Origin of the sequence: Natrinema versiforme JCM 10478, assembly GCF_000337195.1 — an archaeon.
GTDB classification, from domain to species: domain Archaea; phylum Halobacteriota; class Halobacteria; order Halobacteriales; family Natrialbaceae; genus Natrinema; species Natrinema versiforme.
The window spans coordinates 79,379-93,319 of record NZ_AOID01000045.1; the positions used below are offsets into that span (position 1 = coordinate 79,379).

General features: G+C 66.0%; 14 protein-coding genes. 6 read left to right on the forward strand and 8 right to left on the reverse strand.

Going from position 1 to position 13,941, the window contains the following annotated elements; all coding sequences use genetic code 11:
- Positions 1-143 precede the first annotated feature (143 nt).
- The gene (locus C489_RS14345; protein WP_006432028.1) at positions 144-1,775 is read right to left on the reverse strand and encodes a BCCT family transporter; all 1,632 of its coding nucleotides are present in this window, start codon (positions 1,773-1,775) and stop codon (positions 144-146) included.
- A gap of 388 nt (positions 1,776-2,163) precedes the next feature.
- The gene (locus C489_RS14350; protein ID WP_006432029.1) at positions 2,164-2,808 is read right to left on the reverse strand and encodes a helix-turn-helix domain-containing protein; all 645 of its coding nucleotides are present in this window, start codon (positions 2,806-2,808) and stop codon (positions 2,164-2,166) included.
- 259 nt (positions 2,809-3,067) lie between these two features.
- Here C489_RS14350 and C489_RS14355 point away from each other — a divergent pair, with 259 nt between their 5' ends.
- Genes C489_RS14355 through C489_RS14365 form a run of 3 tightly spaced genes read left to right on the forward strand, consistent with a single transcriptional unit; the run spans position 3,068 to position 4,143 of the window.
- Positions 3,068-3,301, forward strand: a complete 234-nt coding sequence (locus tag C489_RS14355) for a hypothetical protein (protein ID WP_006432030.1) — start codon at positions 3,068-3,070, stop codon at positions 3,299-3,301.
- Between the two features lie 3 nt (positions 3,302-3,304).
- A complete protein-coding gene (locus tag C489_RS14360; protein ID WP_006432032.1) occupies positions 3,305-3,724 on the forward strand; it encodes a GNAT family N-acetyltransferase in 420 nt (139 codons plus the stop codon).
- 56 nt (positions 3,725-3,780) lie between these two features.
- Complete coding sequence (locus C489_RS14365) at positions 3,781-4,143, forward strand: hypothetical protein (protein WP_006432033.1); 363 nt, start codon at positions 3,781-3,783, stop codon at positions 4,141-4,143.
- Between the two features lie 38 nt (positions 4,144-4,181).
- Here the strand turns inward: C489_RS14365 and C489_RS14370 are convergent, their stop codons facing one another.
- The 3 genes from C489_RS14370 to C489_RS14380 all read right to left on the reverse strand — a co-directional run bounded on the left by C489_RS14370 (position 4,182) and on the right by C489_RS14380 (position 7,819).
- The gene (locus C489_RS14370; RefSeq protein WP_006432034.1) at positions 4,182-5,528 is read right to left on the reverse strand and encodes a tryptophanase; all 1,347 of its coding nucleotides are present in this window, start codon (positions 5,526-5,528) and stop codon (positions 4,182-4,184) included.
- A 186-nt stretch (positions 5,529-5,714) separates the two neighbouring features.
- Positions 5,715-6,488 (reverse strand): hypothetical protein, encoded by a 774-nt coding sequence (locus C489_RS14375; RefSeq protein WP_049890905.1) that lies wholly within the window; start codon positions 6,486-6,488, stop codon positions 5,715-5,717.
- A 152-nt stretch (positions 6,489-6,640) separates the two neighbouring features.
- A complete protein-coding gene (locus tag C489_RS14380) occupies positions 6,641-7,819 on the reverse strand; it encodes an aspartate kinase (RefSeq protein ID WP_006432036.1) in 1,179 nt (392 codons plus the stop codon).
- Positions 7,820-8,035: 216 nt separating this feature from the next.
- Between C489_RS14380 and C489_RS14385 the strand changes: the two genes are divergently transcribed.
- On the forward strand, positions 8,036-8,473 hold the full coding sequence (locus C489_RS14385) for a hypothetical protein (protein ID WP_006432037.1): 438 nt from the start codon (positions 8,036-8,038) through the stop codon (positions 8,471-8,473).
- A gap of 52 nt (positions 8,474-8,525) precedes the next feature.
- On the opposite strand, the gene C489_RS14390 is transcribed toward C489_RS14385, so the two are convergent.
- Positions 8,526-9,419: an ABC transporter permease gene (locus tag C489_RS14390; protein ID WP_006432038.1), complete on the reverse strand. Its 894-nt coding sequence runs from the start codon at positions 9,417-9,419 to the stop codon at positions 8,526-8,528.
- A complete protein-coding gene (locus C489_RS14395; RefSeq protein ID WP_006432039.1) occupies positions 9,416-10,417 on the reverse strand; it encodes an ABC transporter ATP-binding protein in 1,002 nt (333 codons plus the stop codon). Before C489_RS14395 ends, C489_RS14390 begins: the two co-directional genes overlap by 4 nt.
- A 55-nt stretch (positions 10,418-10,472) precedes the next feature.
- On the opposite strand from C489_RS14395, the gene C489_RS14400 reads away from it, so the two are divergent.
- Positions 10,473-11,093, forward strand: coding sequence for a TetR/AcrR family transcriptional regulator (locus tag C489_RS14400; RefSeq protein WP_006432040.1), 621 nt, complete (start codon positions 10,473-10,475; stop codon positions 11,091-11,093).
- A gap of 73 nt (positions 11,094-11,166) precedes the next feature.
- Here C489_RS14400 and C489_RS14405 read toward each other — a convergent pair whose 3' ends face one another.
- Positions 11,167-12,768 carry a DNA-directed DNA polymerase II small subunit gene (locus C489_RS14405; RefSeq protein ID WP_006432041.1) on the reverse strand — a complete coding sequence of 534 codons (1,602 nt, stop codon included), beginning with the start codon at positions 12,766-12,768 and terminating at the stop codon, positions 11,167-11,169.
- 225 nt (positions 12,769-12,993) lie between these two features.
- On the opposite strand from C489_RS14405, the gene C489_RS14410 reads away from it, so the two are divergent.
- Entirely contained in the window at positions 12,994-13,893 is a 900-nt protein-coding gene (locus C489_RS14410) for a S24/S26 family peptidase (RefSeq protein ID WP_006432042.1), read from the forward strand.
- The last annotated feature ends 48 nt before the right edge of the window (positions 13,894-13,941 follow it).

Genomic DNA, 13,941 nt, shown 5'->3' on the forward strand with positions numbered 1-13,941 from the left:
GAACCGGCTCGAGATCCCTCTCTGCTGTACGTACCGTTCGTTGGGAGACGGGAGAACACAGTGGTATTCTCGGATCGCGGTGATCCGAGACGAAACGAGAACGGCGACTGCAGGCCGATCGTATCGCCGTCCGACGCCCGCAGTTAGTCGTCGTCGGAGGCGGCCGAGCCGGTCGGCGTGGTCGATCGATCCTCCTCGTGTAAGAAGACCGCCCGACGGCTGCCGAAGACCCAGATCATGACGCCGACGGCGATCAGCGTGATGATCGCGAAGGGACCGCCGGCGATGATCGCGGCCTGTTGTAACGCGGTGGTGCCGCCGGCGACCATCAACAGCGAGGCCAGCGTCCCCATGAGAACGCTCCAGATGACCCGGTTGATCGTCGACGGCTTCTCCTTGCCGCCGGTGGTGAGCATCCCCAGCGCGAGCGTCGAGGAGTCCGCCGACGTCACGAAAAAGGTCGTCACCAGCACCAGGAAGAGCGCGGTGAGCAACTGGCCGGCCGGCAGCGCTTCGAACAGCGGGTAGCCGGCGACGGCCTCCTCGAAGCCCCACGCCTCGAGCGTGCCGAGGATGTCGGCCTGCCCGCTCGATTGCAGGAAGATCGAGGTCCCGCCCATCGTCGCGAACCACGGGATCGTGATGGCCGTCGAGGCGACGACGCCGGTGGCGGCGACCTGCCGGACGGTTCGCCCGCGGGAAATGCGGGCGATGAAGAGGCCGACGAACGGAGCCCACGAGAACCACCACGCCCAGTAGAAGACGGTCCACGCGCCGACGAAGCCGGCGTCGGCACCCTGTCCGCCGGTCTCGCTCGCGCCCATGAAGAAGCTCATCGAGATGAACTCGTTGACGTACGCCCCCAGCGCTTGGGTGCCGACGGTCATGATGTACACCGTCGGCCCGAGGATGAACGCCGCGACCGTCAGGACGACAAACAGCCCCATGTTGAAGTACGAAATGCGGCGGATCCCTTTCTCGACGCCGAGCGCGACCGAGATCGTAAAGGCCACCGTCAGCCCCGTGATCACGAGCACCGTGCCGGCGTCGCCGAAGGAGACCCCGGCGGCGTACTCGAGGCCGACGAGGAACTGATTGCCGACCAGTCCGAGCGTCGTCGCGATGCCGCCGATCGTGGCGAAGACGGCGAGGATGTCAACGAGTTTCGCCCACGGGCTGTCGAGGTTGTCGAACCCGATGATCGGGCCGATGATCGTCGAGATGCGCAGCGGCGCGTCCCGGCGGTAGGCGAAGTAGGCGATCGGGATCGCCACGATCACGTAGGCCGACCACGCCGAGAGCCCCCAGTGGAAGAACGTGTACTGGAGCGCGCTGACGGCGGCACCCGTCGACTCGGCTTCGACACCCGAAAACGGCGAGGGCGTCGAGTAGTGGAAGATCGCCTCCGCCGGCCCCCAGAAAACGATACCGGCGGCGATCCCCGCGGAGTACAACATCGCGAAGTACCCGAGGAAGCTGAACTCGGGCTCTTCGTCGTCCTTTCCCAGCTTGATATTGCCCCACGGGCCGAAGATGAGGTACAACACGAACGCCACGAGGGCGAACATCGACACGAGATACGCCCAGCCGAAACTCGTCCACAGGAACTCGTTTGTCCCCTCCATGATCTCGAGCGTTCGACTCTCCCGGAAGAGAAACGCCACGACGACTAACGCGGCGACGACGAAGCCGACCCCGAAGACGACGGGATCGAGCTCGTCGAGAAAGGTACGGATCGGTCCGGTTTCGTCGGTCGTGCGGTCGGTCTCGCTCATGAGGGATCACGCGCCTGTGGCGTTCCAACGGCGGTCGTGATCGATTCAGTCATACTCGCTGACGGGCAGACGACCGCACCGTCGCCCCGTGACGGCACCGATTCCGCGTCGTGCCTTTCCATGATGACATGCACCACGGGGTAAGATAACAAGTGTATCAATCAACGTTTATCTTAATAATCGGTGCCGCTTTTATACCCAGGACCGAACACGTTAGCGCGCCGGACGGTGTCGGTGCCGAAACGAGATCCGGCAGCGAGCGCGCTCGAGCCAGACGGGTCTGCCGGCATGTCGTACGCCTCGAGTAAGGCCGTGGCCGACTCGTCCCACTGCGAGGTCTCCCGGCCGCCCGAATCGGAGCACTCCGCGCCGGGTTCGTCCTGTCGCGTTACTCCTCGAGAAGCGTCGTTTCGACCAGTTGGCCGGTCCCGCGACGGATGCGCCCGCCGACGGCCGTCGGTGAGATGCCGAGGCGTTCGGCGAGTTCCTCCAGCGACGTGTCGCGGGGCTCCTCGAAGTAGCCCTCCTCGTGGGCGGTCACCAGCGCGGCGCGCTGTTCGTCGGTCACCTCGGGGGCCGTCGCACCGGTCCACTCGTCCTGTCGGAACATCCGTTGAAGATCGAAGGCGATGTCCGTGTCCTCACAGCACTCGCAGAGTTCGGCGAGGGCTTCCCGATCGGGGAGATGGAGGCGATTGGTCCAGCCCCGGTCGTTGCTCTCCGCTTTCAACAGCAACCCGCCGAGTTCGGTCGTCATCGGCGAGATCAACATGGTGTCCGCAGCGTGCTGGAGCCGATAGATGCGCGTCGAGCCGAGGTCGTCGACGAGCATCCAGTCCACGACCGTGTGGTCGCGCTCGAGGACATCCTCGAAGGTGTCGTCTGCGCCCTCGACAAGGTAGAAGAACAGTCCCGTCTCCGGGTCCGTCGTGGAGTGGGGTACGACCTCGATGGAGGCGTCCGGGCAATCGCGAATCGTCGGCGTCAACGCGAGATCCGGGTGGGCGATATCGAGGATTGCGATCAGACTCACGGGTTGTCACATCGGCTCTTTGGAGCGCGGTTCGGTTCGCAGATCGACTCGTGAACGATGGTTCGTTTCCTGATTGTCAATTGATCGGACGTGTCCAGCCCCCATACTGATAGATAGTACCACGCACGATCACTTAATCGTTACTTCGGGCGCAAAACGATGAGCGAAACCTGTTCCGGTTCACCAAGCGTCGACGGAAGGGCTGCCGAGCCGCCGGTGAAAGCCCAGTCGCTTTGCCGGTCGACGCGGTACACGGCGTATGGCCGAACCCGCCCTCGATAGGGCCCTGCCGAACGTCGGTCCGGGACCGAATCGACTGACGCTTGCGGATCTGACGGCACCGGTCGAGCCGGCGGACCCGGCGGTGGCCGTCTCCGATGTGGGGGCCGCCGTCTCCGACGGGCTGGCGGTCACCGCGGCCGACCGCGACCGGACGGTGCTCGACCGACTCGTGATCGACGCGTTGTTAGCCCGCGCCGACCGACGCACCTGACGAATGTTCGTCCGCACAGCCACCCCCGACGACGCACTCGAGGTCCGGCGCATCCTCGACGCGGCCATGCTCGAGCCCGGCGATGTCGAGGCCCGGATCGCGGCGGGAAACGTCTTCGTCGCCGGCGACGACCGCGGCGGAACGACCGACGCGAGCCGCGAACGGGTGCTGGGGACGGCCGTGCTCGAGTCCCGCGAGGGGCCGGGGGCACACGTCTCGGCGATCGGTGTTCGCCGCCGACACCGCGGGCGCGGCATCGGACGGGCGCTGATCGACCGCGCCCTCGAGCGAGAAGGACGGCTGACGGCGCGGTTCGACGACGGCGTCCGCCCGTTCTACGAGCGGGTCGGCTTTTCGATCGAGCCGATCGACGAGCAGCGACACCGCGGCGTCAAGCGCAGTCTCGAGACCGAGTCCGACTAAGACCCGTCGCCTGCCAGCGGTGCTTTCTCCCGACCGAACGTGGTAGACACCGCCGCATGGCACTCAAAGGGTTACTCAGCGGCAATCCGTCGCGAAACGCCACGCTCTACCTCGGGATCGGGGTCATTTCGCTGGCCAAGGCGATCGCGGTCCGTAACGACCGAAACCGATTCCGCCGAGAGCTCACCGACGCCGCCATGTTCATCGGCGTCGGCCTCGCGTTGCGTCGGTACAGTCAGCTCAAGGCCGAGAAACGGCAGGAAATCGAATCGCAGGTCCCCGACTGGGCGATCGATCTCGCGACTTCCGAACAGGCCCAGCGGAGCGTCCGAAGCCTCGCGAAACAGCGGATGGGACGGCAGTCCGAACCGGAGCCGAGCCTGAAAGATCGGGCCCAGCGCGCGCTCTTGAGTCGCTAATCACGGTTCGGCCGACGACTCGAGCGGTCCTTAGATTCTCACGCGGATATCGGCTCGAGATCGGCCGTGAAATGCCGTAGCTCTCGGTTGTCGGGTTCGGACGCGATCTCGAGTCCGGCGACCGTCTCGCGGTTCTCGAGGACGGTCGCGGCGGTTTCAGCGACGTGTTCGAAGTGTTCGGTGTGATAGGTCCGGCGCGGGACCGCGAGTCGGACCAGTTCGGGTCGATCCGTCTCGGGGAACGCGAAACTCCCGAGTTCGACCCCGCGGACGCCGCCTTCTCGATACAGTTCACAGACCAGCGCCTGTCCCGGGAACTCGTCGGCCGGGAGATGCGGGAGCGCGGCGCTCGCGTCGAGATAGACGGCGTGGCCGCCGGGCGGCGTGTAAATCGGTACGCCGGCATCCTCGAGCAGTGCGGCAAACTCCCGGACGCCGTCGAGGCGGTCGGCCACGTACGCCTCCTCGACGGCCTCGCGGAGGCCGACGGCCAGCGCGGCGACGTCCCGCCCGGACATCCCGCCGTAGGTCGGAAACCCCTCGTAGAGGATCGCTCGCTGCTTGCACCGCTCGAACAGCGCCTCGTCGTCGGTCGCGACGAAGCCGCCCGCGTTGGCCAGTCCGTCTTTCTTGCCGCTCATGACGATGGCGTCGGCGGAGGAGAGCTGTTCGCGGACGATTTCGTCGATATCGGCCCCGGCGAACTCCGCTTCGCGCCGCCGGACGAAGCCGGCGTTCTCAGCGAACCGGCAGGCGTCGATGACGAACGTTGCGTCGATTTCGTCGGCAAAGTCCCGAACACGACGGGTGTTTTCGACGCTGACCGGCTGACCTGCCGTCGAGTTGTTCGTGATCGTCAGAATCACCAGCGGCACGCGCTCAGCGCCCACCTCGTCGACGACCGAGCGGGCGCGCTCGAGCGAGAAGTTCCCCTTGAACGGATCGTCCGACTCGAGGTCGTGAGCCCCCTCGGCGGGGCAGTCGATCGGGTCGGCACCCTGATTCGCGACGTGGGCGCGAGTCGTATCGAAGTGGGTGTTGTTGAGCGCGACGTCGCCCTCGGAGAGCAGCGTTCCGTAGAGGATGTTCTCCGCGCCCCGGCCCTGATGGGTCGGGACGACGCGCGAGAACCCCATCACGTCCCGGACTGCCGACTCGAGGTCGTCGAAGCTCTTCGAGCCGGCATAGGACTCGTCACCGCCCATTATCGCCGCCCACTGGGCGTCGCTCATCGCACCGGTACCGCTGTCGGTCAGGAGATCGACGAAGACGTCCTCGGCGTCGAGATCGAAGACGTTGTATCCGGCCTCGGCGAGCGCCCGTTCGCGCCGGTCTCGAGCGGGGAGGTGGATCCGTTCGGCTACTTTCGTCTTGTATGCGACCATACCAACCCAACGCCGTCGCGCGTGTTCAGTCTAATTGAGAGTTCGTGTGCATCGATGGGTCGAAGCGTCCGTTTCGAACCGGATCGGCGCATCGACGGGCAACCGTCGCGGCGGCCCGTTGCGCGACCGACCGGCCCCAGCGTTTCCGCGCTCGAGCGACTCGAATACCAGCCGAGACGTCCGTGATCAGGACCCGTCCGCGCCGGTGCGACCGAAGGCGTCGGTCCCGACTCGCGTCGTCGTCGGCTCGGGACCGACGAGTTCCAGTTCGTCCGTCGTCCCGTAGGACAGCGTGAGCGACCGGTCGGACGCGGAATCGTCGCTCCGGGCGGCGTCTCGAGTATCCGTCTCCGCGGCGCTTCGAGTGTCAGCCACCGGGCCGCTGTCGCCCTCGTCCACAGCAGTCGAGGCATCGGAATCGGTCGGAGTCGGTGCTTCGGTCTCGAGTCGCAATTGGGACTCGAGCGGCGCTTCGGTCTCGTCGGCAGCGGCCGTCTCGTCGGACCCGACCACGCGCTCAGCAACCGCGTTGAGTTCGGCGGCCGTCGACTCGACGAGGCCCTCGTCCTCGCGGGCAGCGACTGTCGGCTCGGCGACGACGGCCGCCTCGAACTCCTCGAATCCGGACGGGGCGTCCCCGTCGGTCGAATCGACCGGCGCGTCGGTCACGCCGTCGTCGGGGCCCCGGTCTGCGGGATCAGTCGCTCGAGAGTCAGTGGCGTGGTCTGCGAGGTCGGCGAACAGTTCGGCCGCGGTGGTGTCGTCCACATCGTCGTCGGACTGCGTCCGACTGCTCGAGGCGCGTAGCGCCTCGCTGATTTCGTCGTCGGTGGTAGGGTCGTGTGCGCCGCCGTCTGTGGCGAGTTCGTCGAGCGAGTCGACGCCGAATTCGGCCAGGACCGCGTCGGGATCGGGATCGATCTCTTCGAACACGTCCGTGCCCGGCTGCTCTGTGCTCATAGCGACGACTCCCATCTCGTCCCCCTTCGTTACGACCCCCGTTATCGAGATTTCGAGCGGCTAGTCAACGGCTAAAACAGTGTCTCGATCGCGAGAACGTTGCACGAAATCGGCCGACGGAATCGGTTCGGTCCCGACTCGAGGCGCGTGCCCTAGAACAGGTCCTGAGTCAGTTCGAGGGTCTCCTCACGGTCGTCCCAGTTGACGAAGAGGGCGACGCTGGTCGCGCTCGTGATGATGTCCTGCAGGTGGATGCGGGCCTCGGCGAGGGGGTTGACGATCTCGCTGATGATTCCCGGCTGGTTGGGGAGTTCGCCGCCGGTGACGCGGATGACGGCGATCGGCGAGTCGACGGTGACCGAGGAGAGTTCGTCGCGGGCGATGACCTCGCGATGGAGGATGTTCTCGGCGCGTTCGGCTTCTTCCTCGTCGATGTAGAACGTGATGGTGTCCATCCCGCTGGCGACGGCGTCGACGTTGACGTCGCTCTCGTGGAGCGCCTCCGAGAGGTGATGGAAGATGCCGGGCTCGTTTCGGATCGCCCGACCGGCGACAGTCAGGCAGGCGAGCGGCCGCTCGCGCAGGTCGACGAGGTTCTTGAACTCGCCCTCGATGCTCGTCCCGCCCGAGAGCAGGTCGCCGTGCTGGTAGTGGACGACGCGGACGTCCAAGTTGCCCTCCTTGTAGGAAAGCGCGGAGGGCGCGACGACCTCGGCCCCGCGGAACGAGAGGTTCCGGAGCTCGTCGACCGAGATCTCGCCGACGTTTCGCGCCCCCTCGACGACGTGTGGGTCGCCGGTCATGACGCCCTCGACGTCGGTCACGATGACGACCTCGTCGGCGTCCATGTACTTGCCCATCATGACCGCCGTGGTGTCACTGCCACCGCGGCCGAGCGTCGTGATCGAGCCGTCCGGCCCCTCCGCGAGGAAGCCGGTGATGACTGGGACCGTCCCGTCGAGATCCGCCGCGACGTCAGCGGCGCGTTTCTTGGTCTCCTCAACGTTGACCTCGCCGTACTCGTCGGTGACCACGGGCCACCGATCGCTGCCGGGCTCGAGGAAGATCGCGTCGATGCCGCGGGCCGACAGCGCGGCCTTGAGCATGCGAACGGAGGTCCGCTCGCCCATGCTGACGATCTGGGCGCGGTCGGCCTCGTCGGTCTCGAAGGAGATCTCGTCGAGCAGTTCGTCGGTGGTCGATCCCATCGCGCTGGCGACGACCGCGATCTCGTGGCCGTCCTCAACGGCCGCGGCGATCGAATCCGCGGCGCGGTTGATCCGATCCCCGCTGCCGAGACTGGTCCCGCCGAACTTGGCTACGACGCGCATGCCGACACCTCACTGGCCGCGTGCGTTACGGTGGTATGACTCATACTCGGTCCGTTACCAGAGCGTGCAGATAACTGTGTCCCATCGGTCGCATTTTTATCCACCTCGAGCGAGCGCGAGTCCGCCCGACCGGGCCGGCGATCGGTCCCGGTCGAATCGCCGCCGACGGCAATCCGCGACGGGATTTATGTTCGTGCGCCGCATTACCATACGTCGATGAACGTACGGGACGCACTCGAGGCCGATGCCGACGCGCTCGCGTCGATCGCCGACTCCCCGACGGACGTGATGCGGAATCTCGTCCACGACCGGACGGTGCGCGTCGCGGAGGACGGGAGCCACGATCCGAACGCGGACGTCTCGGGATCGCAGTACGACGGCTCCGATCCGGAGGACCTGCTCGGCTTCATCAGCTTCGACGCGCGCGAGGACACCGTCCACGTCACCCAACTCGACGGCACGAGCGAGGCCTGCAAACGGCTGCTGGCCGAACCCGTCCGATTCGCCGAACGTGAGTCGATGGCCGTCGAAGTGTTGGCGTCACAGGACGCCGACCCCATCGAGACCGCCGCCGAAGACCTCGGCTTCGACCGACGCGGCCGAGGCCCGCGATTCAACGGCTCGCCGACGACGCGGTTCCGCCTCGAGCCCTGACGCCATGGCTGCGATCGTACCGGCGGATAGAACGGAATCGACAGCGGAGCGCTTACTGCACATCTGAGCTCGAGGCGCTGTTCAGGGAGGAGACGGCGACGGCACCGAGGACGAGATCCAGCGCGGCCAAGACGGCGAGGGCCGGCACCAGCGTGTTCCAGAGCCCGCCGAAGCTCGACACCTCGATGACGGTCATCACGTCCTGTCCGAACATCAGCGCGCGGGCGGCGTCGACGCCGTAGGTGATCGGGTTGAGCGCGGCGACGGTCTGGACCCAGCCCGGGAGGATCTCGAGGGGGAGAAAGGCACTGGAGAGGAACAGCAGGGGGAACTGCAGCAGGTTCACCGCGATGATGGTCGACTCCTGATCGCGCGTGAGCAGCGCCACCACGTTCGAGAGCGCGGTGAACCAGACCGAGAACACGATCGCGACGGCGACGATGCCGAGCGCGCCGGGAACGCCCGTGGCGATGTACTCGTCGAGCGACGCGCCCGTGTCGAGAGCGAGGAGGACGTAGCCGAGGACGAGGATAATCGTGACTTGGACGACGATGCGGAGGACCTCCGAGAGGGACTTCCCGAGGAACACCGCCCCGCGGTGCATCGGCGAGACGAGCACCTTTTCGAACATGCCGTTTTCGATGTCCTCGACGAGGCCGATCCCGGAGGTCGTCGCGGCGATGAGCGCCGTCTGGATCACGATCGCGGGGACGAGATAGGTCACGTAGCTCGCCTCCGTGCCGAGGCTCTGACTGACCGCGCCCGCGGTGATCTGTCCGAACACTTCCGTAAAGAGCACGAGGAAGATGATCGGATTCAGCAGCGAGACGGTCATCACGAACGGGTTGCGGGTGGTCTTCAGCACCCAGCGCTTCAGGTTGATCCACGTATCGCCGACGAAGCCGTTCCCGCTGGTCTTCCGGCCGGTCTCCGCCTCGGCGCTCATCGGTCCACCTCCGCGGCCGCGGTTCGATCCTCGGCGGCCGCCTCCTCATCGTCGAGACCGTCGCCCGTGATCGCGAGGAAGACGTCGTCGAGCGTCGGATCGCGGACGTTGAAGCCGGTGACGGGGATCTCCGCCTCTTTCAGCGCGACGAGCAGGTCCGTGCCGCGCCGTCTGGCCGCCGTCGACCGGACGCTGAGCCCCTCGTCGGTGACCTCGATTGGCGCATCGTCGAAGACGTCCGCGTCGACCGCGGCCCGGCGAGCGCGCTCGAGGGTCGCATCGTCGGGGTCTGCGATCTCGATCTCGAGGACGGCACCGCCGACGCGGGCCTTGAGCTCCGACGGCGAGCCCGAGGCGACTATCGACCCGTCCCGGATGACGCCGATCCGGTCGCAGAGCTGATCGGCCTCCTCCAAGTACTGCGTGGTCAGAAAGACCGTCGTCCCGCGGTCGTTGATGCGCTCGAAGTAGTCCCAGAGCCGGTTGCGGGCCTTCGGGTCGAGTCCGGTCGTCGGCTCGTCGAGGAAGACGATGGGCGGCTCGTGGACCAGCGCGGTCGCGACGTCGAGGCGTTTCTGCATCCCGCCGGAGAAGTCCTTCGCCTGTTTGTTCGCGACGTCGGCGAGATCGACGAGTTCGAGGAGGTCGTCGATCCGATCGCCGCGGTCGCCGGCCGAGACGCCGTAGGCCTCGCAGGCGAAGCGGATGTTCTCGCGGGCCGTGAGTTCGGGATCGATACTGGTCTCTTGGGCCATGTAACCGATCGATTCGCGGACCGAGCGCGGATCGGCCTCGACGTCGAACCCGTTGACGGTGACGGTTCCCCCGGTCGGTTTCAACAGCGTCACGAGGACCTTGATGGTCGTCGTCTTCCCGGCCCCGTTCGCGCCAAGAAAGCCGAAGAACTCCCCCTCGGGAATCTCGAGCGTGAGGTCGCTGACGGCCTCTGTTCCGTCGGCATAGGTAAGTTCGACGTGTTGGGCATCGATCGCGTTCACGGGTATTCAAACGGATCCATAACGCATATAGCTTGTGAATGAATATTCATTCATAATGGATGCACCCGATCCGTTCCAATCGGCACCGGACGAGACGCACACGGAGATCATGCACGCGACCTACGCCGCGCTGCGGAAACACGGGTACGCCGACCTGACGATACAGCGCATCGGCGCGGAGTTTCCCAAGAGCAAATCGCTGATCTACCAGCATTACGACGGGAAAGACGAGTTGCTCGTCGCCTTCCTTGAATTCTTACTCGAGCGACTCGAGGCCGACGTGCCGACCGACGGGTTCAGCGACGCCCGCGAGCACCTACAGGAACTCCTCGATCACTCCCTCCCGGAATCGCCCGAGTCGGACCACACCGAGTTCATGAGCACGGTCACGGAACTTCGGGCGCAGGCCGCCCACGACGACGCCTATCGGGAGCAGTTCACCAGAACGGACGACTTCTTCCGCGAGCACATCGCCGATATCGTCCGCCGGGGGATCGAGCAGGGCGTCTTCCGAGACGTCAATCCGGAGCAAACCGCGGCGTTCATCGCGACGACGATCTACGGCGCACAGAACCAGCGGGCCACGACGAACAGCGACGACCCGATCCTCGCGGCTCGACGCGAACTCGAGGAGTACGTTCGCATTCGGCTGTCGGCGGCTGAGAGCGAAACGTAAGCGGGGCTTTCAACGTCGCTACGCTGCGGTACGTAACTAGACTCGAGCGAACCGACGAACGGACGACAACGGCTTAACTGAATTTCTGGACGGTCACGTCGAGCGTGTCCAGATCGACGATCGGCGCGAAGCCGGCGTCGGGATCGATGTTGACGCTCTTCTGGAAGTCGGTCTGGGCCTGCCAGCAGCCGGAGTTGATCGCGAGCACGTCGTGGTACTTGCCGAAGCCGAGTTTGTGGACGTGGCCCGTATGGAAGATGTCGGGCACTTCGTCGATGATCAGGTAGTCCTTTTCTTCGGGTGCGAGCCGGGTGTGGCCCCCGAACTGGGGCGCGACGTGGCGCTTCTTGAGGAGGTGGTACATCGCCTTGTGCGGGTCGTCGTAGCTGGCTTTGTCCTCGGGCAGTTCCGCGATGACCTCGTCCAGCGACACGCCGTGATACATCAGCACGGAGACGCCCTCAACGGTCACCATCGACGGGTTGCTCACGATCTGTGGGTCGTGGGCGGACATGATCTCTCGGAGCTCCTCGTCGAAGCCGGGCTGGGGTTCGGCGAGCCGGACCGCGTCGTGGTTGCCCGGAATCATGACGATCTCGATGTCGCCGGGGATCTTCTTCAGATGCTCGCTGAACGCCTCGTACTGCTCGTAGATGTCGACGATATCGAGCTCCTCGTCCTGGTCGGGATAGACGCCGACGCCCTCGACCATATCGCCCGCGAGCAGTAGGTACTCGACGTGTTGGGCCTCCGGCGTGTGAAGCCAGTCGGCGAAGGCGTTCCACGCGTCGGCCATGAACTCCTGACTGCCGACGTGGACGTCGCTGATCAGCGCCGCCTGCACGTGGCGGTCCGCCGTCGACGGCTCGTGGGTCCGCGGAACGTCCGGGAAATGCATCGAGTCGACGAACGCGATCCCCGAATCGTCCGCCAGCGTTCCCTCCATCGCCAACACCTCGTCACAGAGCAGTTCCTCGACGAGGTCGGCGTAGTCCCTGTCTTTCATCACCAGCCACGGGAAGGTCCCGGTCGCGTCCTCGAGTTCGACCAGCCAGTGGCCGCTGGCCGTCGAGCGGATATCGTTGACCAGCCCGACCATCGCGACCTCGCTGCCGCCCGGCATACTCTGGATAGCCGTCGCCGGGCGGTGGTTGATCCGACCGCGCAGTTTCGATCCGAGTCGCTCGAGTCGGTCGCGAAAGACGGAGACGAAGTCGCTGTACTCGCCGGTTCCCGTACTCTGACCGGTCATGTCGCCGACGATCTCGAGGGACCGTTGGGCCGGATCTGCGGACCGGTTCGCCGACGGAGACCCCCCCGTTTCGACTGGAGATGGGTCGGCCGGTTCGCTCCCGCGGGCCCCGTCGGTTCCAGTCGAAACGGAGGGGGTGGCCGACGGGTCCGCGGGCGACGGCTCGGTCGTGGCGGCGGATCCGGCGTCGGCACCGGCATCGGTACTGGCTCCGACCGGGCCGCCCGCGCCGTCCGCTGAGAGGACGGCTTCTACGTGCTCGGTGCGGACCACGAGCGCGTCGTCGGGAATGTCCTCGAGCACGCGCTCGAGGGCCGCGCCGGGGTCCGCCGCCGACGCGAGCCGCGTCACCGCCTCGCGTTCGGCGTTGTACCCGCGGCTCGTGAGTTCGCCGACGATCCGAGCGGGGGCCTCGAGTGGCACACTCCTCGCATTCGCGAGGGAGGCCAAAAGGGTAGCGACTCGCCGTCTCAGGCGGGTGTTTGTCGGCCGTTAGCGTGGGGAATTCGGCAGCGACTGGTGAGGGCAACTGCCAGCAGTTGCATCTCCTCGGCAGCAGTAGCGGGGCGTCTGGTTCCCGCGTGCGACTCGCCCGCGAGGGCGTGTTCGTCGGAAGCTTAATGCCTCGGTCCGCGAAATCGACTGCCGATGGACGGTCCCGACGGCGAACGGAACGGGAAGCGGTCCGATACTCGCGAGGAGCACTCCGAATCGGCTCCGTTTTCCGCGGATTCCCCTGCTGATCGCGATTCAGAGGCCACCGATCGCCAACCGAAGCCGGGTGCTCGAGCGCGGGCCGAGCGCGAGGAGCGGGTCACGATCGACGACGACGGCGTCGTTCGCTGGCTGCTCGAGACCGACGACTGGACGGTCACTGTGGGTCGCGACATCGCGACGTGTCTTGCCATCGTGGCCGTCAGCAGCCTCCTTCTGTTCGGTATCAGCGGCGTCTGGCCGGCCTTCGTCGCCGTCGAAAGTGGGAGCATGGAGCCGAACATCGCGCAGGGAGACCTCGTCTTTATCGCCGACGATGACCGGTTCGTGGGGGACAGTGCCGTCGCGGGAACCGGCGTGGTCACGTTCCAGAGCGGGCAGGCGACCGATCACGAGAAGTTCGCCAATCCCGGCGACGTGATCGTCTTCATGCCGAACGGCGATCCGACCGAGACGCCGACGATCCACCGCGCCCACTTCTGGGTCGAGGCGGGCGAAAACTGGATCGAGACGGAGGCAAATCCAGAGTTCACGAACGGCGCGACCTGCAACGAGATCGTCTCGTGTCCGGCACCGCACGACGGCTTCATTACGAAAGGCGACGCCAACGCCGGCTACGACCAACTGCCGCGGTCGGGCGCGGACACGACGGTCGTCAGCGCGGACTGGATCACCGGGAAAGCGATGGCTCGAGTCCCGTGGATCGGCGGACTCACGTTAGCGGTCGGCTCGGTGCAGTCGCTGACCGGCGTCGGCTCGATCGCTATCCTCGCCGGTACAGCAGTCGTCGCGCTCGCGCTGTTCGCGATGGCCGCCGAAAAGCGCAAGCCATGACGGCCGCGAGAGAACGGGACGGGCGGTCCCCGACCTCAGGCCCATCCG

Coding starts and splice junctions, on each gene's coding strand:
- C489_RS14345 (WP_006432028.1), bottom strand. CDS start 1,775: ATGAGCGAGACCGACCGCACGACCGACGAAACCGGACCGATCCGTACC.
- C489_RS14355 (WP_006432030.1), top strand. CDS start 3,068: ATGGCCGAACCCGCCCTCGATAGGGCCCTGCCGAACGTCGGTCCGGGA.
- C489_RS14360 (WP_006432032.1), top strand. CDS start 3,305: ATGTTCGTCCGCACAGCCACCCCCGACGACGCACTCGAGGTCCGGCGC.
- C489_RS14365 (WP_006432033.1), top strand. CDS start 3,781: ATGGCACTCAAAGGGTTACTCAGCGGCAATCCGTCGCGAAACGCCACG.
- C489_RS14370 (WP_006432034.1), bottom strand. CDS start 5,528: ATGGTCGCATACAAGACGAAAGTAGCCGAACGGATCCACCTCCCCGCT.
- C489_RS14375 (WP_049890905.1), bottom strand. CDS start 6,488: ATGAGCACAGAGCAGCCGGGCACGGACGTGTTCGAAGAGATCGATCCC.
- C489_RS14380 (WP_006432036.1), bottom strand. CDS start 7,819: ATGCGCGTCGTAGCCAAGTTCGGCGGGACCAGTCTCGGCAGCGGGGAT.
- C489_RS14385 (WP_006432037.1), top strand. CDS start 8,036: ATGAACGTACGGGACGCACTCGAGGCCGATGCCGACGCGCTCGCGTCG.
- C489_RS14390 (WP_006432038.1), bottom strand. CDS start 9,419: ATGAGCGCCGAGGCGGAGACCGGCCGGAAGACCAGCGGGAACGGCTTC.
- C489_RS14400 (WP_006432040.1), top strand. CDS start 10,473: ATGGATGCACCCGATCCGTTCCAATCGGCACCGGACGAGACGCACACG.
- C489_RS14410 (WP_006432042.1), top strand. CDS start 12,994: ATGGACGGTCCCGACGGCGAACGGAACGGGAAGCGGTCCGATACTCGC.